Source organism: Pseudomonas sp. QC2, assembly GCF_002859085.1.
Taxonomy (GTDB): Bacteria; Pseudomonadota; Gammaproteobacteria; order Pseudomonadales; family Pseudomonadaceae; genus Aquipseudomonas; species Aquipseudomonas petroselini.
This window is the reverse complement of the sequence record NZ_PKKS01000008.1, coordinates 241560-265271: the sequence shown is the minus strand read 5'-3', so window position 1 is coordinate 265271 and position 23712 is coordinate 241560. Positions and strand designations below refer to the sequence as shown.

Annotated in this window: 25 protein-coding genes; 11 read left to right on the top strand and 14 right to left on the bottom strand. The window is 59.5% G+C overall.

The window, feature by feature from the left end; genetic code table 11:
• Positions 1 to 12: 12 nt before the first annotated feature.
• The gene (locus QCBJ_RS07975) at positions 13 to 1119 is read right to left on the bottom strand and encodes a sugar diacid recognition domain-containing protein (RefSeq protein WP_046034186.1); all 1107 of its coding nucleotides are present in this window, start codon (positions 1117 to 1119) and stop codon (positions 13 to 15) included.
• Positions 1120 to 1280: 161 nt separating this feature from the next.
• On the opposite strand from QCBJ_RS07975, the gene QCBJ_RS07970 reads away from it, so the two are divergent.
• Positions 1281 to 2591 carry an MFS transporter gene (locus QCBJ_RS07970; RefSeq protein WP_012724182.1) on the top strand — a complete coding sequence of 437 codons (1311 nt, stop codon included), beginning with the start codon at positions 1281 to 1283 and terminating at the stop codon, positions 2589 to 2591.
• Between the two features lie 55 nt (positions 2592 to 2646).
• Here the strand turns inward: QCBJ_RS07970 and QCBJ_RS07965 are convergent, their stop codons facing one another.
• Entirely contained in the window at positions 2647 to 3351 is a 705-nt protein-coding gene (locus tag QCBJ_RS07965; RefSeq protein WP_102060478.1) for an SDR family oxidoreductase, read from the bottom strand.
• A gap of 101 nt (positions 3352 to 3452) precedes the next feature.
• On the opposite strand from QCBJ_RS07965, the gene QCBJ_RS07960 reads away from it, so the two are divergent.
• The 3 genes from QCBJ_RS07960 to rarD all read left to right on the top strand — a co-directional run bounded on the left by QCBJ_RS07960 (position 3453) and on the right by rarD (position 6499).
• Positions 3453 to 4355 (top strand): LysR family transcriptional regulator, encoded by a 903-nt coding sequence (locus QCBJ_RS07960; protein ID WP_102060477.1) that lies wholly within the window; start codon positions 3453 to 3455, stop codon positions 4353 to 4355.
• 79 nt (positions 4356 to 4434) lie between these two features.
• On the top strand, positions 4435 to 5445 hold the full coding sequence (locus tag QCBJ_RS07955) for an aldo/keto reductase (RefSeq protein ID WP_012724179.1): 1011 nt from the start codon (positions 4435 to 4437) through the stop codon (positions 5443 to 5445).
• Between the two features lie 172 nt (positions 5446 to 5617).
• Entirely contained in the window at positions 5618 to 6499 is an 882-nt protein-coding gene (gene rarD / locus QCBJ_RS07950) for an EamA family transporter RarD (protein WP_043206249.1), read from the top strand.
• Positions 6500 to 6559: 60 nt separating this feature from the next.
• Here rarD and hppD read toward each other — a convergent pair whose 3' ends face one another.
• Both hppD and QCBJ_RS07940 read right to left on the bottom strand, forming a co-directional pair.
• On the bottom strand, positions 6560 to 7636 hold the full coding sequence (gene hppD, locus QCBJ_RS07945) for a 4-hydroxyphenylpyruvate dioxygenase (RefSeq protein ID WP_012724177.1): 1077 nt from the start codon (positions 7634 to 7636) through the stop codon (positions 6560 to 6562).
• 244 nt (positions 7637 to 7880) lie between these two features.
• Entirely contained in the window at positions 7881 to 8804 is a 924-nt protein-coding gene (locus QCBJ_RS07940) for a DMT family transporter (RefSeq protein WP_102060476.1), read from the bottom strand.
• 77 nt (positions 8805 to 8881) lie between these two features.
• Here QCBJ_RS07940 and QCBJ_RS07935 point away from each other — a divergent pair, with 77 nt between their 5' ends.
• The 3 genes from QCBJ_RS07935 (at position 8882) to QCBJ_RS07925 (ending at position 11953) form a co-directional block, all read left to right on the top strand.
• Positions 8882 to 9751, top strand: a complete 870-nt coding sequence (locus tag QCBJ_RS07935) for a LysR family transcriptional regulator (protein WP_012724175.1) — start codon at positions 8882 to 8884, stop codon at positions 9749 to 9751.
• Between the two features lie 96 nt (positions 9752 to 9847).
• Positions 9848 to 11389 carry an EAL domain-containing protein gene (locus QCBJ_RS07930; protein ID WP_102060579.1) on the top strand — a complete coding sequence of 514 codons (1542 nt, stop codon included), beginning with the start codon at positions 9848 to 9850 and terminating at the stop codon, positions 11387 to 11389.
• 198 nt (positions 11390 to 11587) lie between these two features.
• Positions 11588 to 11953 (top strand): histone-like nucleoid-structuring protein, MvaT/MvaU family, encoded by a 366-nt coding sequence (locus QCBJ_RS07925; RefSeq protein ID WP_012724173.1) that lies wholly within the window; start codon positions 11588 to 11590, stop codon positions 11951 to 11953.
• 123 nt (positions 11954 to 12076) lie between these two features.
• On the opposite strand, the gene QCBJ_RS07920 is transcribed toward QCBJ_RS07925, so the two are convergent.
• Positions 12077 to 12613, bottom strand: coding sequence for a DUF4946 domain-containing protein (locus tag QCBJ_RS07920; RefSeq protein ID WP_012724172.1), 537 nt, complete (start codon positions 12611 to 12613; stop codon positions 12077 to 12079).
• 195 nt (positions 12614 to 12808) lie between these two features.
• Here QCBJ_RS07920 and gloA point away from each other — a divergent pair, with 195 nt between their 5' ends.
• Positions 12809 to 13330 (top strand): lactoylglutathione lyase, encoded by a 522-nt coding sequence (gene gloA / locus QCBJ_RS07915; protein ID WP_012724171.1) that lies wholly within the window; start codon positions 12809 to 12811, stop codon positions 13328 to 13330.
• 50 nt (positions 13331 to 13380) lie between these two features.
• Here the strand turns inward: gloA and ahpF are convergent, their stop codons facing one another.
• From ahpF to QCBJ_RS07900, 3 genes are all read right to left on the bottom strand, one after another.
• Positions 13381 to 14946, bottom strand: a complete 1566-nt coding sequence (gene ahpF, locus QCBJ_RS07910; protein WP_102060475.1) for an alkyl hydroperoxide reductase subunit F — start codon at positions 14944 to 14946, stop codon at positions 13381 to 13383.
• A gap of 127 nt (positions 14947 to 15073) precedes the next feature.
• Positions 15074 to 15637, bottom strand: coding sequence for an alkyl hydroperoxide reductase subunit C (ahpC, locus tag QCBJ_RS07905; RefSeq protein ID WP_010210361.1), 564 nt, complete (start codon positions 15635 to 15637; stop codon positions 15074 to 15076).
• 144 nt (positions 15638 to 15781) lie between these two features.
• Entirely contained in the window at positions 15782 to 16714 is a 933-nt protein-coding gene (locus QCBJ_RS07900; protein WP_012724169.1) for a site-specific integrase, read from the bottom strand.
• A 170-nt stretch (positions 16715 to 16884) separates the two neighbouring features.
• Here QCBJ_RS07900 and QCBJ_RS07895 point away from each other — a divergent pair, with 170 nt between their 5' ends.
• A complete protein-coding gene (locus QCBJ_RS07895; protein ID WP_093544550.1) occupies positions 16885 to 17892 on the top strand; it encodes a DNA-binding protein in 1008 nt (335 codons plus the stop codon).
• On the opposite strand, the gene gorA is transcribed toward QCBJ_RS07895, so the two are convergent.
• Together gorA and galU are read right to left on the bottom strand one after the other, a co-directional pair.
• Entirely contained in the window at positions 17893 to 19251 is a 1359-nt protein-coding gene (gene gorA / locus QCBJ_RS07890) for a glutathione-disulfide reductase (protein ID WP_012724167.1), read from the bottom strand.
• Between the two features lie 105 nt (positions 19252 to 19356).
• A complete protein-coding gene (galU, locus tag QCBJ_RS07885) occupies positions 19357 to 20196 on the bottom strand; it encodes a UTP--glucose-1-phosphate uridylyltransferase GalU (protein ID WP_003173830.1) in 840 nt (279 codons plus the stop codon).
• A 310-nt stretch (positions 20197 to 20506) separates the two neighbouring features.
• On the opposite strand from galU, the gene QCBJ_RS07880 reads away from it, so the two are divergent.
• On the top strand, positions 20507 to 20692 hold the full coding sequence (locus QCBJ_RS07880) for a hypothetical protein (protein WP_012724166.1): 186 nt from the start codon (positions 20507 to 20509) through the stop codon (positions 20690 to 20692).
• A 142-nt stretch (positions 20693 to 20834) separates the two neighbouring features.
• Positions 20835 to 21116, top strand: coding sequence for a hypothetical protein (locus QCBJ_RS07875; RefSeq protein ID WP_012724165.1), 282 nt, complete (start codon positions 20835 to 20837; stop codon positions 21114 to 21116).
• 9 nt (positions 21117 to 21125) lie between these two features.
• Here QCBJ_RS07875 and QCBJ_RS07870 read toward each other — a convergent pair whose 3' ends face one another.
• The 4 genes from QCBJ_RS07870 to QCBJ_RS07855 all read right to left on the bottom strand — a co-directional run bounded on the left by QCBJ_RS07870 (position 21126) and on the right by QCBJ_RS07855 (position 23528).
• Positions 21126 to 21356, bottom strand: a complete 231-nt coding sequence (locus QCBJ_RS07870) for a hypothetical protein (RefSeq protein WP_012724164.1) — start codon at positions 21354 to 21356, stop codon at positions 21126 to 21128.
• A 77-nt stretch (positions 21357 to 21433) separates the two neighbouring features.
• Positions 21434 to 22357, bottom strand: coding sequence for a c-type cytochrome (locus tag QCBJ_RS07865; RefSeq protein WP_177410647.1), 924 nt, complete (start codon positions 22355 to 22357; stop codon positions 21434 to 21436).
• Positions 22354 to 23001 carry a c-type cytochrome gene (locus QCBJ_RS07860; RefSeq protein ID WP_102060474.1) on the bottom strand — a complete coding sequence of 216 codons (648 nt, stop codon included), beginning with the start codon at positions 22999 to 23001 and terminating at the stop codon, positions 22354 to 22356. The genes QCBJ_RS07865 and QCBJ_RS07860 overlap by 4 nt, the downstream gene beginning before the upstream one ends.
• A 173-nt stretch (positions 23002 to 23174) precedes the next feature.
• Complete coding sequence (locus tag QCBJ_RS07855) at positions 23175 to 23528, bottom strand: hypothetical protein (RefSeq protein WP_012724161.1); 354 nt, start codon at positions 23526 to 23528, stop codon at positions 23175 to 23177.
• Positions 23529 to 23712: the final 184 nt, after the last annotated feature.

The following is a 23712-nucleotide window of genomic DNA, read 5'->3' as shown; positions in this document are numbered from 1 at the left end:
GCGCTTTGTTGTTCATTCCGACAAAGCCTGGGGCAGCAACTGCACGCCGAGGTAGAGCGCAAGCATGCCGTCCAGGGTCAACGGGTCGACACCGCTGAGTTCGGCAATCCGCTCCATGCGGTAACGCAGGCTGTTGCGGTGAATGCCCAGCGCATCGGCGCAGGCCTGGCTTTGTCCGTCGTGTTCGCACCAACTGCGCAGCGTGGCCTGCAGTTGGCCATTGCTGTCTTTGGCCAGCACTTTGCGCAGGGGGTTGAGCAGTTCGTCGAGGGCATCGTCGTTGCGATGGCGCCAGAGCATCACGGGCAGGCGATAGCGGTTGAGGGTCAGCAGCCGTGACTGCGGCAGCACATCGCGGCCATAGGCGAGCAAATCACCGACGCGTCGATAGCAACGGCGCAGACCCGCCAACCCATCCGCCTGCCCGCCAACGGCGACGCGCAGGATATGCCAGCCGAGGCCTTCAAGCTTTTCCAGCAGCCGTGGGTTGTCGACCTGTATCGCGGCCGGACGGCACCATAACAATGAATATTGCGCCGAGCTGACGCACCAGCTGTCCGGGTAACGCGAGGTCAGCCAGGCACTCAAGGCTTCCGCCGATTGCCCCGCGCCCAGTTCGAACAGGTACGGTGTACGCGCCATCTGCGGCTTGAGCCCCAGCTGTTGAGCTTCGTCCACCAGGCGCGGTGAGTCGCCGGTATCGGCCAGCAGCAAGGCCAGCAGATCGTCACAGCGTTGGCGCCGCCATTGTTGCTCGGCCTGCTGGTGGCGATGGCTCACCAGCATTTCGGCGGTCATGCGCACCAGCTCGGCGTAGGTGCGCAGGCCTTCCGGCTCACCGGTGATGCCGAGCACGCCGATCAAGCGGCCGTCATGCAGCAGCGGCAGGTTGATGCCCGGTTGCACGCCTTTGAGGTGCTTGGCGGTCTGGCCGTCGATTTCCACCACGCGGCCATTGGCGAGCACCAGTTGTGCGCCTTCATGGCGAGTGTTGATACGCTCGGGCTCACCGCTGCCGAGGATCAGGCCCTGGCTGTCCATGACGTTGACGTTATGGGGCAGGATCGCCATGGTTCGATCGACAATATCCTGTGCCAGGTCATGATCCAGCTCGAACATGGGGCTAATTTCCTAGAAAACGATGGTTGTTCACAGGCACAGCGCAATAGCGGCTTCACTGTGCGCACGCACAAAGACAGCGGCCTGCCAGGTGGCCGAGACTCAGTGGGCGATCAACGTTAACCTCGCATCGCAAAAAATCATAATAAAGAGAGACTCCCATGTCACAGAGCGCCGCCGTCACACTGGCCACCGATGACGATAAAAACGCCATCTACAAGCGCGTTACCCTGCGCTTGATCCCCTTCATTTTCATCTGCTATCTGTTCAATTACCTCGACCGGGTAAACGTTGGCTTTGCCAAGTTGCAGATGCTCGATGCGTTGAAATTCAGCGAAACCGTGTACGGCCTCGGCGCCGGGATCTTCTTTATCGGCTACGTGTTGTGCGGTGTGCCGAGCAACCTGGCGCTGACCAAGTTCGGTCCACGGCGCTGGATTGCATTGATGATGATCGTCTGGGGCACGCTGTCGACCTGCCTGCTGTTCGTCACCACACCGACCCACTTCTACACCCTGCGCCTGTTTACCGGTGCCGCCGAAGCCGGCTTCTTCCCTGGCGTGGTGCTGTACCTCTCGCAGTGGTTCCCGACCTTCCGCCGTGGGCGGATCATGGCGCTGTTCATGTCGGCCATTCCGGTTTCCGGCCTGCTGGGCAGCCCGTTCTCCGGCTGGATCCTCAACCACTTCGCGGCGGGCCAAGGCGGCCTGGCCGGTTGGCAGTGGATGTTCCTGCTGCAAGGTATCCCGACTGTGATTTTGGGCGCCCTCGCCTATTTCCTGCTCAGCGACAGCTTTGCCCACGCCAAATGGCTCAAGCCGCACGAGCGCGCAGTGCTGGAAGCCGACCAGGCGACCGATCTGGCCAACAAGCCGAAAACCACGACCGATTCGCTGGCCGAAGTGTTCAAGAACCCAGCGATCTGGGCGTTCGGCCTGATCTACTTCTGCATCCAGAGCGGCGTGTACGCGATCAACTTCTGGCTGCCGTCGATCATCAAGAACCTGGGCTTCAGCGATAACCTGGTGATCGGCTGGCTCAGTGCGATCCCTTACCTGCTGGCGGCGGTGTTCATGTTGCTGGTGGGTCGCTCCGCGGACTTGCGCAAGGAGCGTCGCTGGCACTTGGTGGTGCCGATGTTGATGGGCGCCATTGGCCTGGTGATCGCGGTGAACTTCGCGACGACGCCGGCCATTGCGATCCTCGGCCTCACCATCGCCACCATGGGTGCGCTGACCGGCCTGCCGATGTTCTGGCCGGTGCCCACCGCGATGCTCAGTGCCGGTGCGGCGGCGGGTGGCCTGGCGTTGATCAACTCCATGGGCCAGATGGCCGGCTTCCTCAGCCCGTACATCGTGGGGTTTGTGAAAGATGCCACCGGATCAACGGATGTGGCGCTGTACCTGCTGGCGGCGGTGATCGTGGCGGGTAGTGTGCTGGCGTTGCGGATGACGCGTACCCTGAAGGTCTAACGCAGTCACATGTGGGGAGTGGTGTGACCACCCCCCCGCATTGTTTGTGCGGTGTTTACAACAGGCCGCCGCCGTCGATGTCGATCACGGCGCCGGTCATGAAGCCATTCTCCATGGCCAGCACATACCCCGCCGCGACCTCCTCCGCCTGCCCTACGCGCCCGACCGGCAAAGCACCGCCAGCCTTGGCAAACATCGCCAGGCGCTGTTCTTCAGCCAACCCCGCATACGCCGGTGTGTCAATCACGCCTGGACTGATCACGTTGACCCGGCGCGGTGCCAACTCCTTGGCCAATTGCTTGCCCAGTGCTTCAGTCGCGGCGTTAATGCCGGTTTTGATGAACTGGCCCGGCGCCAATTTACGTCCCAGTTGCCCCGAGGTCAGGCTGATGCTGCCGTGTTCGTCAAGAAAAGGCAGTGCCCGCTGAATCGCTCGCAGCGAGCCCCAGAGCTTTACGTTGAAATTTTCCTGGGCTTCGGCCAGGTCGGTCTCAAGCAAGGTCTTGGCGCGTACCGTCGGCCCCGAGGTGTAGACCAGGTGGTCAAAACGTCCCACGGTCTCGAACAGGCGTTGCAGGGAGGCTGCATCGGTGACGTCCACCGGTTCGCTGCGCAGGCCGTTTTCGTTGCCGGAGACCAAGCGCCGCCCGGCCAATATCACTTGTGCACCCCGCGCAGCGGCAGCCTGGGCCACGGCGGCGCCGATGCCGCTGCTGCCGCCGATCACGATGACGGTTTTGCCGTTGAGGGAAGAAGTCATGGGGAAAATTCCTGCTCGAGAAAATGAGCGTTCATCTTCCCAGCTTGGCAATCAGCGAAAAATCCCGGTAAAACGACAAGATCTTTAAAGGATTTTTACAAATGAGCTCAACCCTCGACCTTGAAGTCTTCGTGCGCACCGCCGACACCGGCAGCTTGTCCGCCGCCGCGCGCGGGCTTGGCTTGACCCCGGCCGCCGCCAGCATCGCCCTCAAACGCCTGGAAACGCGCCTGGGCATCCGCCTGTTGGCGCGCTCCACGCGCAGCATGCGCCTCACCGAGGAAGGTCGGCGCTACCTCGAAAGCGTGCGGGTAGCGCTGGAGGCGCTCTCGGAAGGCGAACAGGCGATAAAGCAGCAGGGCCAGAGTCTCAGTGGTTTACTGCAACTGGCGGCGCCTTCGGATTTCGGGCGCAATGTGCTGCTGGGCTGGCTGGACGAGTTCAAGCTCGAACACCCCAACATCCGTCTGCAATTGCTGCTCAACGACAGCAATGCCGACCTGTTCCGCGACACCGTCGACATTGCCCTGCGCTTTGGTGTGCCCAGGGACTCCAGCCTGGTAGCACTGCCGGTGGTGCCTGGGCACCACCGCATCCCCTGCGCCAGCCCGGACTACCTGGCGCGCCATGGCACGCCCCGAACACCGGCCGATCTGGCGCAACACAACGCACTGCGCTACATGCGTCAGGGCCGGGCCAACAGCACGTGGTATTTTCGCCAGGGCACGGCGCTGCAGGAGGTTGAGGTGACGGGCGATTACTTGAGCGATGACGGCGAAATCGTGCGGCGCTGGGCGCTGGCCGGCCACGGCATCGCCTACAAAGCCAACCTGGATATTGCCCGTGACATCCAGGCCGGTCGGCTGGTGCCCTTGCTACCTGATTGGCAGGGCGAACCGACGCCGTTCAACCTGATGTGCCCCCACCGCCTGCAAGTATCGGAACGGGTGAAAGTGTTGCATCGCTTTTTACAGGGGCGCTGTCAGGCGTTGCTGAGCGCGTGAAGAAACGCGTGCGGGGCTTGTCCCAGAGCCTTGGAGTCTGGTATTGCATGGCGTACGTTTCGGCCAAGAGGAGCTATCCATGATCTACCGCACATTGGGCCAGTCCGGGTTGAAGGTCAGTGCCTTGACCCTGGGCACCATGATGTTTGGCAAACAGACCAGCACCGAGGACTCGCTGCGCATCATCGACAAGGCCTGGGACCAGGGCATCAATTTTATCGACACGGCGGACGTCTACACCGGCGGCCGCTCCGAGGAAATCGTCGGCGAAGCGATCGCCCGTCACCGCGAGGATTGGGTGGTGGCGTCCAAGGTTGCCATCGGCCCCACCGACGGGTTGCCCAACCGTAGCGGCCTGAGCCGCAAGCGTATCTTCAATGCGTTGGAAGCCAGCCTGAGCCGCCTCGACACAGACTACCTCGACATTTACTACCTGCACCGTGAAGACCACACGACCCCGCTGGAGGTGACGGTGTCGGCAATCGGCGACCTGATCCGCCAGGGCAAGATCCGCTACTGGGGCCTGTCCAACTATCGCGGCTGGCGCATTGCCGAAGTGATCCGCGTGGCCGAGCGCCTGGGCGTGGACAAACCGGTGATCAGCCAGCCGCTGTACAACATCGTCAACCGTCAGGCTGAGGTCGAGCAGATCACCGCCGCAGTCGCCTACGGCTTGGGTGTAGTGCCTTACAGCCCATTGGCGCGTGGTGTGCTCAGCGGCAAATACGCCCCGGATGTAGCGCCCGAAGCCGGCAGCCGTGCGGCGCGCCAGGACAAACGCATCCTGGAAACCGAATGGCGCGTGGAATCGCTGCGCATCGCCCAGCAGATCCAGCAGTACACCCAAGGCCGTGGCGTGGGGATTGTGGAGTTTGCCATTGCTTGGGTGTTGAACAGTTCGGCGGTCAGTTCGGCGATTGTTGGGCCGCGCACCGAGGAGCAGTGGGACGCCTACCTTGGCGCGTTGGACGTGAAGATCACGGCGCAGGATGAAGCGTTCATCGACTCGCTGGTGACGCCGGGGCATTCCTCCACGCCCGGGTTCAATGATGTGGAGCACTTCGTCTCGGGCCGCGTGGCGCGCGGTTAATCTGCAAGCCCCCTGTGGCCCACAGGCCACAGGGCGGATCCCAACGGATCCACGGCGAGAAATTTTCCTGAAAAACGCCCCAAAACAGCGCAACCCTCTCACGCTAAAAGCACCATAATCCCCTCCTGCAATCCCCCTCTTTTTTGTACCCATGGTTTTTCGCGAGGACAGTGTGTCTAAAGGTGTTGTGTTATCGGTCTCGGCCTCGGCGTTGTTCGCTGTGATGTATTACTTCACATCATTGCTCACCCCCTTGAGCGGCCTGGAAATTTTCGGCTGGCGCATGCTGCTCACCGTGCCGTGCATGACGGTCTTCATGATCGTCAGCGGCGAATGGCGGCGGGTGTGGGAGCTGGTACGGATGTTAGCCGGCAAGCCCCGTCTGATCGCGGGTGTGCTGCTGTCTTCAGCGTTGCTCGGCGTGCAGCTGTGGCTGTTTATGTGGGCGCCGCTGAATGGGCGCAGCCTGGATGTGTCGGTGGGGTACTTCCTGTTACCGCTGACCATGGTGCTGACCGGGCGCCTGGTATGGGGCGAGCAGCTGTCGTATTTGCAGCGGGTCGCGGTGTTTTTTGCAGGCCTCGGCGTGCTCAACGAGCTGTACCAGGCCGGCGGTTTCTCCTGGGCAACACTGGTGGTGATCATCGGTTACCCGCTCTATTTCATCGTGCGCAAATACCTCAAGACCGACCACCTGGGCGGCCTCTGGCTGGATATGGCGCTCATGCTGCCGGTGGCCTGGTGGTTTGTGCAGAGCGGCGAGCAAGGCTTTGCGGTGATGGATGCGCACCCGAAGCTGTATGCGTTGATTCCTATGCTGGGCCTGATCAGTGCGTCGGCGCTGGTGAGCTATATCATTGCCAGCCGTTTGCTGGCATTCAGCCTGTTCGGGCTGCTCAGTTATGTGGAGCCGGTGCTGTTGCTGGGCGTCGCTCTGATCTTGGGTGAAGGGATCAAGGGCGGCGAGTGGTTGACCTACATCCCGATCTGGTTGGCGGTGATGGTGCTGGTGTTTGAAGGGTTCAAGCATTTGGTGCGTCAGCGTAGAGCCTGATGCGCAGGCAATAAAAAGCCCGGCCGAGACATTCTCTCGGTCGGGCTTTTTTACGCTTGCTTAGTCGGTGGCCAATACACCACGACGCACCTGGTCGCGCTCGATGGACTCGAACAGCGCCTTGAAGTTGCCTTCGCCAAAGCCATCGTCACCTTTGCGCTGGATGAACTCGAAGAACACCGGGCCCATCAGGGTTTCCGAGAAGATCTGCAGCAGCAGGCGCTTGTCGCCCGCAACGGACGAGCCATCCAGCAGGATGCCGCGCGCTTGCAGTTGATCCACCGGCTCGCCGTGGTTCGGTAAGCGGCCTTCAAGCATTTCGTAGTAGGTGTCCGGCGGTGCGGTCATGAAGCGCATGCCGATCTTCTTCAACGCGTCCCAGGTCTTGACCAGGTCGTCAGAGAGGAAGGCCACGTGCTGGATACCTTCACCGTTGAACTGCATCAGGAACTCTTCGATCTGCCCGGCGCCCTTGGACGATTCTTCGTTCAGCGGGATGCGGATCATGCCGTCCGGCGCACTCATGGCCTTGGAGGTCAGGCCGGTGTACTCGCCCTTGATATCGAAATAGCGCGCTTCACGGAAGTTGAACAGCTTCTCGTAGAAGTTGGCCCAGTAGGCCATGCGCCCGCGATAGACGTTGTGGGTCAGGTGGTCGATGACCTTCAGGCCTGCGCCTTGCGGGTTGCGCTCCACGCCTTCGAGGTAGACGAAGTCGATGTCGTAGATCGAGCTGCCTTCGCCGAAACGGTCGATCAAGTACAGCGGCGCACCACCGATGCCCTTGATCGCCGGCAGGTTCAGTTCCATCGGGCCGGTTTCGATGTGGATCGGTTGGGCGCCAAGCTCGAGGGCACGGTTGTAGGCTTTTTGCGAATCCTTGACGCGGAAGGCCATGCCGCACACCGACGGGCCGTGCTCGGCCGCAAAGTAGGAGGCGATGCTGTTGGGCTCGTTGTTAAGGATCAGGTTGATCTCGCCCTGGCGGTACAGGTGCACATTCTTGGAGCGGTGGGTCGCGACCTTGGAGAAGCCCATGATCTCGAAGATCGGCTCCAGGGTGCCCGGCGTCGGCGACGCGAATTCGATAAATTCAAAGCCCATCAGGCCCATTGGGTTTTCGTATAGATCTGCCATGATTTGGCGCCTCATCATTCTTGTAGTGACGGATTCAATTGCCAGCAAGGATGAGGTGCACAGGCGGCGCACAGGAGAGGCCTCGCACGCTGCGGGCGAGGAAGTCACCAAAGATGAGGGGGGAGCCGAGTAGCTTCATGGTGTCATCGGTCTCTGACGGCTTAAGCTTGCGTGAGCGCAAGTCCATATTCTTGTATGCGTAAATCGATTCTACACAGCGTAACAGTGTTTGTCCGTACTCTTATCAAATCCCCATTGCCTTGGCCTGCGCAAGGGGTTTGTTGCACAGGTAGATGCCCAGCAGGATCACCGCACCGCCGATCAGCATTGGCGCGGTCAACTGTTCGCCCAGCAGCAAGGCGCCAAAGATCACGGCCGTGAGTGGGTTAAGCGCGATGAATACCCCGGAGCGGGTCGCGCCGATACGTCGGATGCCATCGTAGTAGCCGATATAGGCCAGCGCCGACCCCAGCACACCCAGGTACAACAGGCTCATGACCTGCGAAAAATGCAGTTGGCCAATGGCCTCGACGCTAAAACGGCCCGTGATCAGCGAGGTCACGGTCAGCATCAGGGTGCCCAACAGGATTGACCAGGTGACCGTCTGCAGCGGCCCGAGGCTCTGGTTCAGTTCGCGGGAAAACAACGAGTAGATGCCCCACCCCACCACGCAACCAAAGATCAGCAGATCGCCCCGCCAGTTGCCGGCCCCTTCGCCCAGCAACTGCGGGTTGCGGCTGATGATGACCACGGCGGCGCCCGCCAGGCATAAGGCAATGCCCATGACCTTGATGCCGTTCAGGCGCTCCTTGAATAACCACCAGGACGCCAAGCCAATCACCGCCGGGTTCAGGGCCACGATCAATGAGGCGCGTGACGCGTTGGTGTACTGCAACCCGTAGAAGAAACACAGGTTGTAGAAAAAGATGCCGAAAAAACCCAGCACCAGCAGTTGTGCGGCCTGCCGCGGGTTTGGGCGTGCCAAGGGAATACGTGCGCCCCCCATGAACACCAACAATGCCAGGCTGGCCAGGCAAAAGCGCAGGCTAGCGGCCAGCAGAGGGTCAACTGCCTCACTCAGGTAGCGACCGGCGACGAAGGTACCGCCCCAGATCATGGTGACAGCGGCCAACTTGAAGTAAGTGATGCGATCCGAGGTTGAATACACGGGCGGTGGCTCTAATGGCTTGAGGGTTAGCCCATTGTTCTGGTAATACAGAGTCATCGTAAAATGAGCTTTCACTCATGACCCTGACTCAACTTGAAATATTCTCCCTGGTGGCCGAGCTGCAAGGTTTTACCAGCGCCGCCCACCGCCTGGGCATCAGCCAATCGGCGGTGTCCCATGCGATCAAGGGGCTGGAGGAGGAACTGGGCGTGGCATTGTTCAGGCGGCACCAGGCCCAGGTGGAACTCAGTGATATCGGCGCGCAGTTGCTGGGACGCGCCCGCGCGATGCTGGGGTTGGCCAATACACTGCAACAAGAGGCCGCGGACGCTCGGGGCATGAAACGCGGGACGTTGCGCATCGGCTCCTTCGGACCGACGTCCTCGACCTACCTGCTGCCGAAGATCCTCAACCGGTTTCGCCTGGAGTATCCCGGCATCGAAGTGCATGTGGACGAAGGGCCGGACAGGCAAGTCATGCAATGGCTCGACGAACGCCGGATTGATATCGGCTTTGTGGTACTGGAACAGGAACGTTTCGACACCTTCGCGCTGTTCGAGGACCAGATGGTAGCGCTGCTGCCGGCCGACCATAAGCTGGCGGCCCGCGAGCAGGTCAGCCTCAAGGAATTGTGCAACGACCCCTTTGCCCTGACTGAGGCCGGCTCGTCTGAATTGGTGCTGCGGCTGTTCAACGAGGCGCGGCTGACCCCTAACGTGCGTTTTCGCTGCTCGCAGTTGCTAAGCACCCTGGAAACCGTGGGTCGCGGGGATGCCGTGAGCGTGGTGGCACAGTCATCGTTGCCGATTTGGCGCGATCAACGCTATGTACAGCGCGCGCTGTCACCGCGTGTGCCGCGCCGGGTGGGCCTGGCCGTGCTGGACCGGCGGCACGCCTCCCCTGCGGCCCTCGCCTTCATTCGCATTGCCCAAGCTTTGGCGTGGTAGTGGCAGCTACTGGCTAAACGCTAGGTACCGCGAGCTTATTTTGGCCTGGACCTCTATCATCAATTGAATCTGATCCTGCAACAGGCCGTTCACTTCATGCCCCTCACCGTCAACGGCCCGCGAAAACGCGCCACTCGCAACGTGATCACCGCGCTCAGTGCGGTGCTGCCGATTGCACTCGGGGTGGTCATTCTGCATTGGCAAGCCGAACGCACCCTGCAACAAAGCACCGCCCAGACGGCGCAGGAAGCCGTGCGCCAATTCGACCTGATGCTCGACAACACCGCCCTCGCCGCCCAGGCCTTGCTGCCATTGGCGGGACGACCCTGTGATGACGCTGCGCAGTTGGCGCTGCGCGAACAGGTCACGCGCCGGCCGTTCGTGCGGGCGACCACTTTGTCCTGGCAAAAAAATATCTACTGCAGTTCGCTGTTCGGCAGCACCTATGCGTCGCCGGTCAACCCGGACGACTATGTGGATGGCCGCTTATGGCTGATGAATGGCAACCCGGTGACGCCGGACACGGCACTGCTGGTCTACCGGCTGGTCGACGGCGACAAGGCCGCCTTTGCTTCGATTGATGGTTACCACCTGACCAACGCGCTGCGCCTGATCAGCCGTTACGCCGACCTGGTGCTGCAGGTTGGCCCGAATTGGCTGGGGGCGGATGGAAAGGTGCACGACACGCAGGTGCCCGTATTCGCCGTGGCCCATCATCGCCTGGCGTCCGAGCGGTTTCACTACAGTGTCGACGCGGGCATGCCGGCCGGCGAAGTTTGGCGGTATATGCAGGCCCGATACCCGGCACTGTTCAGCCTGGTGGTGTTCTTTGGCGTGCTGGCGGGCGTGTTGGCCCATTGGCTGCAAAAGCGCTCTTCGGCGCCGACCCATGAACTGCAACGGGCGTTGGGTGCCCATGAATTCATTCCGTATTTCCAACCGGTCGTACGCGGTGATACCCGTGAGTGGGCCGGTTGTGAAGTATTGATGCGCTGGCAACACCCTAAAGAAGGCCTGGTGCGCCCCGACCTGTTTATCCCGCTGGCCGAACATTCGGGCCTGATCGTCCCCATGACTCGCGCCCTATTGCGTCAGACCGCTGCACAACTGGCGCCCCACGCGGCGCGGTTCCGCGCTGGATTCCATATCGGCGTGAACATCACCGCACGCCACTGCCAGGACTTGGCACTGGTGGATGACTGTCGTGAGTTCCTCGCCGCGTTTCCTGTAGGCCAGGTGACACTGGTGCTGGAGTTGACCGAACGCGAGCTGATCGAACCCACCGACATCACCCGTCGCTTGTTCGATGCGTTGCATCAACTGGGCGTGATGATTGCCATTGATGACTTCGGGACCGGGCATTCCAGCCTCGGTTACTTGCGTAATTTCAATGTGGACTATTTGAAGATCGACCAGAGTTTTGTCGCCATGATCGGCGCAGATGCACTATCAGGGCATATTCTTGACAGCATCATAGAACTGTCCGGGAAGCTCGACTTGGGTATCGTCGCCGAAGGTGTGGAAACCGCTGAACAGTGTGAATACCTGGCGGCCCAGGGCGTGGATTTCCTGCAGGGCTACCTGTTCGGGAAGCCATTACCCTGCAATGAATTTATTAAATCCCTGGTCGGCCATTGAATAGCCATGCACTACCGGTGTTGAAATAATCTTATTTAGACAAAAGACATGATTTACTCGTAGCGGATTAACTACTACAATTTTTCCTGCCTGTGCAGAATTCGCGGGACGACTTCTTTCTTGGGTCGCCTTAAAGCGCTTGGCTTATAGCTTTGTCTGCAGTTGATATCAGCCAAATACACTATTGGAGTACAGATTTTGTCCAGACTCGCCGAATTTCGCGCAGCAGAAAAAGCCCTTCAAGAACAGCTTGCCCAGCTGGAATCCCTGAAGAACGACGCCGGCCTGAAGAAAGAAATCGAATTCGAAGAAAAGCTTCAAGCCCTGATGAAGACCTATGGCAAAGGCCTGCGCGACATCATTTCCATCCTTGATCCAAACCCGGGCAAGTCCAGTGCTGCTGCCGTTGCCGCACCAAAACAGCGCCGCGCTCGCGTGGTCAAGGTTTACCAGAACCCGCACACTGGTGAACTGATCGAAACCAAAGGTGGCAACCATCGCGGCCTCAAGGCCTGGAAAGAACAGTACGGCGCCGCCACTGTAGACTCCTGGCTTCGCGGCTGATTGCACTGCACTAACAAAGAGCCCCGCTTAGGCGGGGCTTTTTCATTTCTTTTTCATTTCAATGGTTCGAAACCGAACTTAAATAACGTTTCATCATGTTCAGAACCCACGGGCATTACATACTTAAAGTTTCAGGCTATCGCGCACCGAACTGACTTCGTCCTTGCTGGCGTCGTACGCTTGCGCCTGCCCGGCGTATGAAAAAACATAGGCGTTATCGGTATCGACCGCACCCACCAATGTTTGTGAAAGCACGTGACGGCCGTTTTCGGTAATCACACAAGTAGTTTCCAGTGCTTCAAGGCGACTCAAGGTTGTAGGGTGCATCTTGCTGCACACACTTTGATAACCCCCCTGGGCAAAATCTTTCTGGATGGACTTGCGCATCTCCAGCAATACACCTGGGAGATTAACCTTATGGCCCGGCTCAATGGGCGTGCCGGTCAATTCGATGACCATCAAGGTCGCGCCATTTTCATCATTCTTGATCGCGCGCTGCCGGGACACGGGCCGTGGTGTGGCCGGCGCCTCTCCATCCGCCACGACTTCTTCGACTTGCCAGCCGCTGGGCCAATGAATTTCAGGGTCGGCGGCCATGACGAAGGGGCTGGCCAACAGCAAACACACAGCACTCAACAGCGGTTTACGACGTTCGATCATGACAAAAAACACCCAAGGTTCAAGCGCCAAAGTTTGAGCCCCAGGCCCATGGGTCGCAAGGCCTGCGTGGGCTTTTTCATTTGGCGCCGGGGGCGCGCCTTGCGTATCATGGCCCGGCTGCACGGATGCCAGCCGCAAGCCAAGGAACCGCTCACGTCTTAGAGCCGCGTTTGCCCCATTTTTTCTGGAGGGCCCATGAGCCTGCACGAACTGAACACTTTCCCGGGCGTCACTGCCCAACCTGACACCGCCACCGCCAACTTCGTGTTCAACCACACCATGCTGCGGGTCAAGGACATCACTAAGTCGCTGGACTTCTACACGCGCGTCCTGGGCTTTTCCCTGGTTGAAAAGCGTGACTTCCCGGAAGCCGAATTCAGCCTGTATTTCCTGGCCCTGGTGGACAAATCCCAGATCCCGGCCGACGCCGCCGAGCGCACCCAGTGGATGAAGTCGATCCCGGGCATCCTGGAACTGACCCACAACCACGGCACCGAAAACGACGCCGACTTCGCCTACCACAACGGCAATACCGACCCACGTGGCTTTGGCCATATCTGCATCTCGGTGCCGGATATTGTCGCGGCCTGTGAACGTTTCGAAGCCCTGGGCTGCGATTTCCAGAAGCGCCTGAGCGATGGCCGCATGAAGAGCCTGGCGTTCATCAAGGACCCGGATGCCTACTGGGTCGAGATTATCCAGCCCGCACCGCTGTAACGAAAAAACCCCATGATCGCTCATGGGGTTTTTCATTTCCGGGCTCGGTATTACGCCGGAGCGGAGGTGCGGATCAAATGGTCGAACGCACTCAAGGAAGCCTTGGCGCCCTCACCCACCGCAATCACGATCTGCTTGTACGGCACCGTTGTTACGTCACCGGCAGCGAATACACCGGGCAGTGACGTTTCGCCACGCGCATCGACAATGATCTCGCCGCGAGGGGTCAGTTCCACGGTGCCTTTGAGCCAGTCGGTGTTGGGCAGCAAACCGATCTGCACAAAGATCCCTTCCAGGTCGATGGTCTTGAACTCGCCGCTGTCGCGATCCTTGTAGGCCAGGCCGGTAACTTTCTGGCCATCACCTTTGACTTCACTGGTCAGCGCGCTGGTGATCACGTCAACGTTCGGCAGGCTGTAGAGCTTGCGCTGCAACACGGCGTCGGCGCGCAATTTACTGTCGAACTCAAGCAAGGTGACGTGGCTGACGATACCGGCCAGGTCGATGGCCGCTTCAACGCCGGAGTTACCGCCGCCGATCACCGCCACACGCTTGCCCTTGAACAACGGACCGTCGCAGTGCGGGCAGAAGCACACGCCCTTGGCTTTGTATTCCTGCTCACCCGGCACCCCCATTTCGCGCCAGCGGGCACCGGTGGCGAGGATCACGGTTTTGGACTTGAGGGTCGCACCGCTTTCGAAACGAATTTCGTGCAGGTCACCGGCGTTTTTCGCCGGGCTCAGGCTACTGGCGCGCTGCAGGTTCATGATGTCCACGTCGTACTGGCGTACGTGGGCTTCCAGGGCGCTGGCCAGTTTCGGGCCTTCGGTTTCCTGTACCGAGATGAAGTTCTCGATGGACATGGTGTCCAGCACTTGACCACCAAAGCGCTCGGCAGCGACGCCGGTACGAATACCTTTACGTGCGGCGTAGATCGCCGCCGCCGAACCGGCTGGGCCACCGCCGACGACGAGCACATCAAAGGCGTCTTTGGCGCTGATTTTTTCGGCGGCTTTTTCAATGCCGCTGGTGTCGAGCTTGGCGAGGATTTCTTCCAGGCCCATGCGGCCCTGGCCGAAGTTCACACCGTTCAGGTAAACGCTGGGCACTGCCATGATCTGGCGTTCGTCGACTTCTGCCTGGAACAGCGCGCCGTCGATGGCGACGTGGCGGATGTTCGGGTTGAGCACGGCCATCAGGTTCAGCGCCTGGACCACGTCCGGGCAGTTCTGGCAGGACAGCGAGAAGTACGTTTCGAAGCTGAACTCGCCTTTAAGGGCGCGGATCTGTTCAATCACTTCGACACTGGCCTTCGACGGGTGGCCACCGACTTGCAGCAGGGCCAACACCAGCGAAGTGAATTCATGGCCCATGGGGATGCCGGCAAAACGCAGGCTGATATCGGCACCCGGGCGGTTGATGGAGAACGAAGGCTTGCGCGCATCATCACCATCGGTTTTCAGGGTAATCAGCGTAGTGAGGCTGACAACATCCTGCAAAAGGGCAAGCATTTCCTGGGATTTCGCGCCGTCGTCGAGGGAGGCGACGATCTCGATCGGCTGGGTGACCCGTTCCAGGTATGACTTCAACTGAGCTTTAAGATTGGCGTCCAACATACGGGCGATTTCCTGTTCATTCGGTTTATTGCAGACAAAAAAACGCCCGAGCGAATCTCGCCCGGGCGTTTTGAGGGCGGATGCAGCTTACTTAAGTGCGGATTCCCGCCCTTGAGACTTCACAGACTTAGATCTTGCCGACCAGGTCCAGGGACGGAGCCAGGGTGGCTTCGCCTTCTTTCCACTTGGCTGGGCACACTTCGCCTGGGTGGGCAGCGACGTACTGGGCAGCCTTGATTTTGCGCAGCAGCTCGGAAGCGTCACGGCCAACACCGCCGTCGTTCAGCTCAACGATCTTGATCTGACCTTCTGGGTTGATCACGAAAGTACCGCGGTCTGCCAGGCCAGCTTCTTCGATCAGTACGTCGAAGTTGCGGGAGATGGTCAGGGTTGGGTCGCCGATCATGGTGTACTGGATTTTGCCGATGGCTGGCGAAGTGTTGTGCCAGGCAGCGTGGGCAAAGTGAGTGTCGGTGGACACGCTGTAGATTTCGACGCCCAGCTTCTGGAATTCGGCGTAGTTGTCAGCCAGGTCTTCCAGTTCGGTTGGGCAAACGAAGGTGAAGTCGGCTGGGTAGAAGAACACAACGGACCACTTGCCTTTCAGGTCGGCGTCGGACACATCTACGAAGTTGCCGTTTTTGTAGGCGGTCGCTTTGAACGGTTTTACTTGGCTGTTGATGATAGGCATCGTTGACTCTCCGTCAGGTTTGTAAAATGGGTGAAGAAGTTGATGAAGTGAATCCTACCCACTCTCTCGGCGGATGGCTCATTGGCAAACCTGATGCTGACGATTGGTTTTCCCTATCAGGTGACTGTATTAATAGAAGAAATCTCAAAGCAGCGGCTGGGTCGCCAAGGTCATGCCAATAAAGGGCGTGGATTCAACATAGCGCATGGCGGATTTCATGTCGCTCCAGCCGACGTAACTCATCAACGACTTCAAATCCCAGCCACTGCGATGCGCCCAAGTCGCAAAGCCACGGCGCAATGAGTGGCTGGTGTATTGCTCGGCAGGGATGCCGGCGCGCTCCAGCGCCTGGCGCAGCAGCGGGATCACACTGTTGGGGTGCAAGCCCTCCTCCCCCAGGTTGCCCCAGCGATCGATGCCGCGAAACACCGGGCCGCGTACCAGGGCCGAGGCGCTGAGCCATTCGCTGTAGGCCTGCACCGGACACAACCGCAACAGTGCCGGGGTGTGGTAGGTCTTGCCGAGGTTGTCGCGGTCGCTTTTGCTGCGCGGCAGATACAGGCTGATCCCGGCGCCGGGCGTCGCCTGCACATGTTCGATGTCGAGGCGGCACAGCTCATCGCTACGGAAGCCGCGCCAGAACCCCAGCAGGATCAGCGCCGTGTCGCGCTTGGCGCGCAGCAATCGGGGCTGATCCTGCGCCTGCGTTGCCGCTGTCGCCTCAACCTCAAGAGACGCCACCACCTGCTCCAGATGCTTGAGCTGCAAAGGCTCGGCTTGCTTCTCCTGCGCCGGGTGCACGGCGCGGATGCCCTTTAAGACCTTGCGCACCACCGGCGCTTTAGTCGGGTCGGGAAAGCCCTGGCTTGTATGCCACTGCGCCAGGGCCGAGAGCCGCAACTTTAAGGTATTCACTGCCAATACCCCCGCATGAGCGACCAGATAGCGCGCCACGCTATCGCTGGTCGCCGGCAGGAACCCGCCCCAACTCACTTCGAAGTGCTCGATGGCCGCGCGATAACTGCGGCGGGTGTTATCGCGGGTGGCGGCGTTGAGGTAACGATCCAGATCGCTCATGGGAGGCCTTTGTGTACTGCTGGCAGGTGTATGTGCCGGTTAAATGCGTATGACACGGGATAATACGCCAATATCCCATCTGTTAATTGATGAATTTCAACAGGTTTTTATTTGTGATATAGTATGTATATACATACCATGTACCACACTACGAAATCGACGGAGACCCTATGGCTCGCGGCGGCATTAATAAAGCAGTAGTTCAAACGGCACGCCTGGCGATCCTCGCCCGCGGCGAGAACCCCAGCATCGACGCTGTACGCATCGAGATGGGCAACACGGGCTCGAAAACCACGATTCATCGCTATTTGAAGGAGTTGGATGAGAGCGAAACCCGCGTCACCATCACCGAAGCACCGATCGACGACGAGCTTGGCGAGCTGGTGGCGCGACTGGCTCAACGCCTGAAAGAGAAAGCCCAGGAGCCAATCGACTTGGCCTTGGCACAGTTCGAGCAACAAAAGACCGCCCTGCTCGCCCAAGTAGAGGCGCTGGAAGCCGCCCAAAGCCAACTCCAGCAACAACTCGATATCCAGGCCGCAGCCCTGGCAGAAGAAAGCGCCGCCCTGCAAACCGCCACTACCAGCCTGCAGACCGAACAAACCCGTAACGCCGGGCTTAACCAGGCGTGCAGTGATTACGAGTTACGGATCAACGACAAGGACGAACAGATTCGTTCGCTGGAAGAAAAGCACCTGCATGCGCGCGACGCCCTGGAGCATTACCGCAATGCGATCAAGGAACAGCGCGAACAGGAACAGCGCCGCCACGAAGGCCAATTGCAGCAGGTACAGGCCGAGCTGCGCCAGGCACAGCAGAGCGCCATGGTGCGTCAGGATGAAATCACCCAACTGCATCGCGACAATGAGCGACTGCTGATCGAGCATCGGGTGACGGCGAAGGAATTGACGGCGCTGCAGGAGCAATCCCGCAAGGATCAGGCCCAACAGCTCAAGCTAAGTGAACAGGTCAGCCTGATTGATAACGAACGCACCCTGCTTCAGGAACGCCTGCGGGTGGCAGTGCTGGAGAGCCAGTCACGCCAGGAAGCGCTGACCGAACACCAGCACACCAACAAGACCTTGGAGCTTGAGCTGATCAAGGCCCAGGCAAGTATCGAGGCATTGCGCCTGGCAGCCACCGTTGCGGCGGCGCCCGAGGCAACCCCCAACGCCTGATCAGCCCGCCACAGGCGTGCGCAGGGTGACGAACTCTTCCGCCGCCGTAGGGTGCACGCCGATGGTTTCATCGAAATGCCGCTTGGTCGCGCCTGCCTTGAGCGCGATCGCCAGGCCTTGCACGATCTCACCCGCGTCCGGGCCGACCATGTGGCAACCCAGCACTTTGTCGGTGTCGGCGTCGACGACCAGCTTCATCAGGGTCTTTTCCTGGCACTCGGTCAGGGTCAGCTTCATTGGCCGGAAACGGCTTTCAAAGATCTGTACCTTATGGCCCTGCTCTTTCGCTTCTTCTTCGGTCAGGCCTACGGTGCCGATGTTCGGCAGGCTGAACACCGCCGTCGGAATCATCGCGTAATCCACCGGGCGATACTGCTCAGGCTTGAACAGACGACGCGCCACAGCCATGCCTTCGGCCAGGGCAACCGGTGTCAGTTGCACACGACCGATCACGTCGCCAATGGCCAGGATCGATGCCTCGGCGGTCTGGTATTGGTCATCCACCTCAACGAAGCCGCGCTTGTCGAGTTTGACGCCAGTGTTCTCCAGCCCCAGGTTGTCCAGCATCGGGCGACGCCCGGTGGCGTAGAACACACAGTCGGCTTCCAGCACGCGGCCGTCTTTCAACGTCGCCTTGAGGCTGCCGTCGGCCTGCTTGTCGATGCGTTCGATATCGGCATTGAACTGCAGGTCCAGGCCGCGCTTGGTCAACTCTTCCTTCAGGTGCGTGCGCACCGCACCGTCGAAGCCGCGCAGGAACAGGTCGCCGCGATACAGCAGGGTTGTCTGGGCACCCAGGCCATGGAAGATCCCCGCGAACTCGACGGCAATGTAACCCCCACCGACGACCAGCACGCGCTTGGGCAACGCCTTGAGGAAGAACGCTTCATTGGAGCCAATGGCGTGTTCACGTCCCGGAATCTCCGGAATCTGCGGCCAGCCGCCGGTAGCGATCAGAATGTGCTTGGCGGTGAAACGTTCGCCGTTGATCTCGACTTGGTGCGGATCAACCAGGCGCGCATGCCCTTCATGCAGGGTTACGCCGCTGTTCACCAGCAGGTTGCGGTAGATCCCATTGAGACGGTTGATCTCACGATCCTTGTTGGCGATCAGGGTCGCCCAATCAAAGTTCGCTTCGCCCAGAGACCAGCCAAACCCGCTGGCCTGTTCGAAATCTTCGGCAAAATGTGCGCCGTACACCAGCAGCTTTTTCGGCACGCAGCCGACGTTCACGCAGGTGCCACCCAGGTAGCGGCTTTCCGCCACTGCCACTTTGGCGCCAAAGCCTGCGGCAAAGCGCGCCGCGCGAACACCGCCGGAACCGGCGCCAATTACATACAGGTCAAAATCGTAGGCCATTTCACTCTCCTCGGCAGGACATCAGCATACCGACTTAGATGGGGCTGAAAAACGAAAAAGCCACCCGAAGGTGGCTTTTTCAGAGCAGGCGACGTTTACCGTGAATCAGTAAGCCTTGCCAGTCTTGTAGAAGTGCTCGTAGCAGAAGTTGGTCGCTTCGATGTAGCCTTCAGCGCCGCCGCAGTCGAAACGCTGGCCCTTGAACTTGTAGGCAATCACGCAACCGTCTTTGGCTTGCTTGAGCAGGGCGTCGGTGATCTGGATCTCGCCGCCTTTGCCTGGCTCGGTTTCTTCGATCAGTTTGAAGATATCCGGGGTCAGGATGTAACGACCGATGATCGCCAGGTTCGAAGGCGCGTCTTCCGGTGCTGGTTTTTCAACCATGTCACGTACGCGGATCAGGCCATCGCCAATGTCGTCACCGGCGATAACGCCGTACTTGTTGGTTTCGGTCGGGTTCACTTCCATCACTGCAACGATGGTGCAACGGTATTTCTGGTAGAGCTTGACCATCTGGGTCAGCACACCGTCGCCTTCCAAGTTCACACACAGGTCGTCCGCCAGTACCACGGCGAACGGCTCGTCGCCGATCAGTGGACGGCCGGTGAGGATGGCGTGGCCAAGGCCTTTCATCTGAGTCTGACGGGTGTAGGAGAACGAGCACTCGTCGAGCAGTTTGCGGATACCGACCAGGTATTTTTCCTTGTCGGTGCCCTTGATCTGGTTTTCCAGCTCGTAGCTGATGTCAAAGTGGTCTTCCAGTGCGCGCTTACCACGACCGGTCACGATGGAGATTTCGTTCAGGCCGGCATCCAGTGCCTCTTCGACGCCGTACTGAATCAGTGGCTTGTTCACCACCGGCAGCATCTCTTTGGGCATGGCCTTGGTCGCTGGCAAGAAGCGAGTGCCGTAACCGGCTGCTGGGAACAAGCATTTCTTGATCATATGAGTCCTTACAAAGGGCTGTGCGTACGGAATTCGGCGCAGTCTAATCAGGCCGCAGTCACCTTACAATGGGTCCTGCTGGCGTTGCGATGTCATCATAGAGAAAAAATGTCGGCGTAAGTTCCGCTCACGTTGTTGAGGGAATGTTCACCGGCACGGCAAAAAATGCCTGCACCTCCTGTTTTCAGAGGGCTGCAACCTTTTTAGCATGCTTTCAGGCTCAGAACACTGACCGAGAATAACTTGCGCGGCCCCGCGACATTTGGCGCTATCATTACGCCCTTGAACCAGACCACGAGATACTTGATAGATGTCAGAACCAAAAGGCGTGAACGGCTACCTGATCACCAAGCGAGCGGACGGCTGGCACCTGATCAACTTCCACGGCGACAGCGTCGCTGGCGCATTCGCGAGCGAAAGCCAGGCTATTGCCGTAGCCGAAGTGTTTGTGGATGAAGCGGGCCACGCATCGAGCAAACGGCCCAAGGGCAAGTAAGCGTCAACGCCCTGCGCAAAAAGCCCCGATGAACGGGGCTTTTTTGTGTTTGTCTGTACGTAGATGGCAGTTCGCTATAATCTCGCCGGAACGCCCCACGACAGTGTCAGCGCCCCTCCAACACCCTCGATGATGAACCTATATGAACAAGATTCTGGCACTGACCGCGGTACTGACCCTGGCCGGGTGCACCACCACTTCCGACGTCTTCCTGAAAAACGGCGAACAAGGCCTGACCATCGACTGCTCGGGCGAAGCCAATTCCTGGGCCAGTTGCTACGAAAAGGCTGACGCTTCGTGTGCGGGCACCGGCTACCGTATCGTCGGCACCGAAGGCACACCCTCGCTCAAGGAAAGTGAAAAGACCCTCGGCCAGGATGTGGGCAACTTCAAAAGCCGCAGCGTGGTGGTGGTCTGCAAGTAAGCGTTACGCCTACAGCTGAATATCGGCAAACTTGATTCCCAGGCCACGGATAGTCTCCACCAGTTCATCCAGACGCGGGAAAGACTCGACTTCATCCTGATCGTCTACCAGGAAAAAACTGCGGCCGCCGCTTTTCTTGAAGAAAACGATCCACTCCCCCAGGTCGGCTGGGTTCTGGATGATGTGAGTGGCCGATATCTGGCCTTCGGCCTGGCGCGCCCTGACGTGTTCACGCTTCATGAAAGACTTCCCTAAAAAGACAAATGCCGCACAAACCGAGAGTTTGCGCGGCATTTTTGCATTGATTGACCGAGAGTTTAACGGATGCCCTGCCCAATCAGCACGCCTTCTACGGTTTGGCCGTAAAGATTGATCCCGTCATTGGCATGGAATTTAACCCGGGTTTTCTCCACGGAACCCTCCACCAGTCGCGGATCCTGCGGCCGTTCGCGGCTGTTGATGTAGGCGGCCACATCCCAGGCTTGCTGATCACTCAGGCTGCCGCCCTTGCCCAGCGGCATGTTGTGCTTGATGAAAGACGCCGCCGTATTGATACGGTGCATCCCCGCGCCCCAATTGTAGGAATCCTTACCCCAGAGCGGTGGCATTACGTAGCTGTCACCCACCTTCTGGCCCTGCCCCTCGGCACCGTGGCAGACGGCGCATTGCTCTTTGTACACCTGCCCACCTTGGGACAGGTCATAACCCTTGGCCGGCTGGACCACGTCCGGGTAACCACGGCCCGGTAACTCCACGCCCAAAGGTGCCTTGCTCGCCAGCCAGTAGGCGTACACGGAGAGTGCGGTAATTTCGGGGCTATCAGCAGCCGGCGGGGTGCCACCGTTCATGCTGAACTGGAAACAGCCCTGCAACCGCTCGGCAAAGGTATTGACCTTGTCATTCTTCTTTCGATAGGCCGGGTACATCGGGTAGGCCGCCCACAGCGGCGCCGAATGGGCCAACCGGCCCTGATCCAGATGGCAATTGCTGCAATTGAGTCCGTTACCGACAAATGTCGGCGCCAAGCGCTTGGTATCCACGAACAGCGCGTAGCCTTGCTTGACCAGCTTGCCGTAGGCGTTGTCAGGCAGCTCGCGCTCTTGAGGCGGTTGGAATTGAGCGACCGCCGCGTGGCTGGCGGATGGCGGCAACTGCGACTGACCTTCCATGGCAATCGTGGCGGCATGCGCTGACGACAGACCGTACGCCGCCAGCACCAAGCCATGCATAAACGGGCTCATGGCTTGGCCTCCTGTTTCAGCGACGCGAAATACTCGGCCACGCCCTGTGCTTCCTCCGGCGTGAGGGATTTGGCGATGTGGCCCATCAAGTCATTCGGGTCATTGTGACGAGTTCCGTTTTGCCACGCCGTCAACTGGGCGGCCAGGTAGGCTGCGGGCTGGCCCACCAGCGGTGGAAACGCGTCGCCTACCCCCGTACCGGCGGGGCCATGGCAACTGGCGCATGGCGGAATTTGTCGCTCCCACGCGCCCTGCTGTGCAAGCTTTTGCGCAGCACCGAGGGGCATCTCGCTGCGCTGGATCGGTTCGGGGACAAAGGCCGGCATCGCCGCCAGCGCCTCGCTGACGGCTTCGACTTCAGCGTCGGTGAGGGCGTTCGCCAGCGGCTGCATCACCGGATTGACGCGACTGCCGCGCTTGAAGTCCTCCAGTTGTTTACGCACATACGCCGCCGGCAGCCCCGCCAGCCTGGGGAAACCCGCTGCGGCAATACCCGCGCCATCGGCACCATGGCAGGCGACGCAGGGCATGGCGCCCGGTTGCGAGCCGCCCTCGGCAAAGATCTTCTTCCCCTCCAGCGCGTGAGCGTTGCCCAACAGCAACATCAGCGCACAGCCCATCAGCACTCGTCCCAGAGACATCATCACCCCTCCATTTTATAGTTATAAGCTTAGGCGTTTATGGCATAAGCCTACAAATGGTAGGGGAATGAGCCCGTCGCGACAACACTCAAAACGTGTCATAAAAAAAGCCCGGCCCCACGCGTGCGGGGCCAGGCTCTTTTATCGGATTCGAGTCGCGGGTGAAGCGCGCTGTATCAGCCGGAAATGCACTCTTCGCCAGCCTTTTTCACGTCACCCGGACGGATCGGCACATTGGACATGCTCTCGTAGAGCTTGATGCTGCTACCGCTGGAACGTTCATCAATTTCAAAAATCGCCGATGGGTCGGCTGAAAACTTTTGCGGCACGATCACCTGCACGCCACCGTCCTTATGCGGTTCGATCTGCGGCGGCCGGCGGGTCGCCGACAGTTTCTGCACCACACACGCGGCGTATTCCTGAGGTTTCTTCCCGGAAATGACCGCCAAGGTCGGCGGGGTCTGCTTGATATCTGCAACCGAAGCACACCCACCAATCGCCAGGGCCAGAACCAACACACTCCACTTCATATAAAACCTCCGATAAAGACCCTACGACAGCGGGGATGGTATTTTTCTCCCGCCCACGTAGGATTTATCCCTGATAACTCGGTAAATAACTGTTTTAAATTGTCGACGTCGTTGAAGACGGGCCGATAATAAACGCGCTGGGGCTGATAAACTCCATCTTAACCTACGTATCGTTCTGATTTTT

Bases quoted from the DNA above. Each gene is read 5' to 3' on its own strand.
- QCBJ_RS07975 (WP_046034186.1), bottom strand. From the start codon at position 1,119: ATGTTCGAGCTGGATCATGACCTGGCACAGGATATTGTCGATCGAACC.
- QCBJ_RS07970 (WP_012724182.1), top strand. From the start codon at position 1,281: ATGTCACAGAGCGCCGCCGTCACACTGGCCACCGATGACGATAAAAAC.
- QCBJ_RS07965 (WP_102060478.1), bottom strand. From the start codon at position 3,351: ATGACTTCTTCCCTCAACGGCAAAACCGTCATCGTGATCGGCGGCAGC.
- QCBJ_RS07960 (WP_102060477.1), top strand. From the start codon at position 3,453: ATGAGCTCAACCCTCGACCTTGAAGTCTTCGTGCGCACCGCCGACACC.
- QCBJ_RS07955 (WP_012724179.1), top strand. From the start codon at position 4,435: ATGATCTACCGCACATTGGGCCAGTCCGGGTTGAAGGTCAGTGCCTTG.
- hppD (WP_012724177.1), bottom strand. From the start codon at position 7,636: ATGGCAGATCTATACGAAAACCCAATGGGCCTGATGGGCTTTGAATTT.
- QCBJ_RS07935 (WP_012724175.1), top strand. From the start codon at position 8,882: ATGACCCTGACTCAACTTGAAATATTCTCCCTGGTGGCCGAGCTGCAA.
- QCBJ_RS07930 (WP_102060579.1), top strand. From the start codon at position 9,848: ATGCCCCTCACCGTCAACGGCCCGCGAAAACGCGCCACTCGCAACGTG.
- QCBJ_RS07920 (WP_012724172.1), bottom strand. From the start codon at position 12,613: ATGATCGAACGTCGTAAACCGCTGTTGAGTGCTGTGTGTTTGCTGTTG.
- gloA (WP_012724171.1), top strand. From the start codon at position 12,809: ATGAGCCTGCACGAACTGAACACTTTCCCGGGCGTCACTGCCCAACCT.
- ahpF (WP_102060475.1), bottom strand. From the start codon at position 14,946: ATGTTGGACGCCAATCTTAAAGCTCAGTTGAAGTCATACCTGGAACGG.
- ahpC (WP_010210361.1), bottom strand. From the start codon at position 15,637: ATGCCTATCATCAACAGCCAAGTAAAACCGTTCAAAGCGACCGCCTAC.
- QCBJ_RS07900 (WP_012724169.1), bottom strand. From the start codon at position 16,714: ATGAGCGATCTGGATCGTTACCTCAACGCCGCCACCCGCGATAACACC.
- QCBJ_RS07895 (WP_093544550.1), top strand. From the start codon at position 16,885: ATGGCTCGCGGCGGCATTAATAAAGCAGTAGTTCAAACGGCACGCCTG.
- gorA (WP_012724167.1), bottom strand. From the start codon at position 19,251: ATGGCCTACGATTTTGACCTGTATGTAATTGGCGCCGGTTCCGGCGGT.
- galU (WP_003173830.1), bottom strand. From the start codon at position 20,196: ATGATCAAGAAATGCTTGTTCCCAGCAGCCGGTTACGGCACTCGCTTC.
- QCBJ_RS07880 (WP_012724166.1), top strand. From the start codon at position 20,507: ATGTCAGAACCAAAAGGCGTGAACGGCTACCTGATCACCAAGCGAGCG.
- QCBJ_RS07875 (WP_012724165.1), top strand. From the start codon at position 20,835: ATGAACAAGATTCTGGCACTGACCGCGGTACTGACCCTGGCCGGGTGC.
- QCBJ_RS07870 (WP_012724164.1), bottom strand. From the start codon at position 21,356: ATGAAGCGTGAACACGTCAGGGCGCGCCAGGCCGAAGGCCAGATATCG.
- QCBJ_RS07865 (WP_177410647.1), bottom strand. From the start codon at position 22,357: ATGAGCCCGTTTATGCATGGCTTGGTGCTGGCGGCGTACGGTCTGTCG.
- QCBJ_RS07860 (WP_102060474.1), bottom strand. From the start codon at position 23,001: ATGATGTCTCTGGGACGAGTGCTGATGGGCTGTGCGCTGATGTTGCTG.
- QCBJ_RS07855 (WP_012724161.1), bottom strand. From the start codon at position 23,528: ATGAAGTGGAGTGTGTTGGTTCTGGCCCTGGCGATTGGTGGGTGTGCT.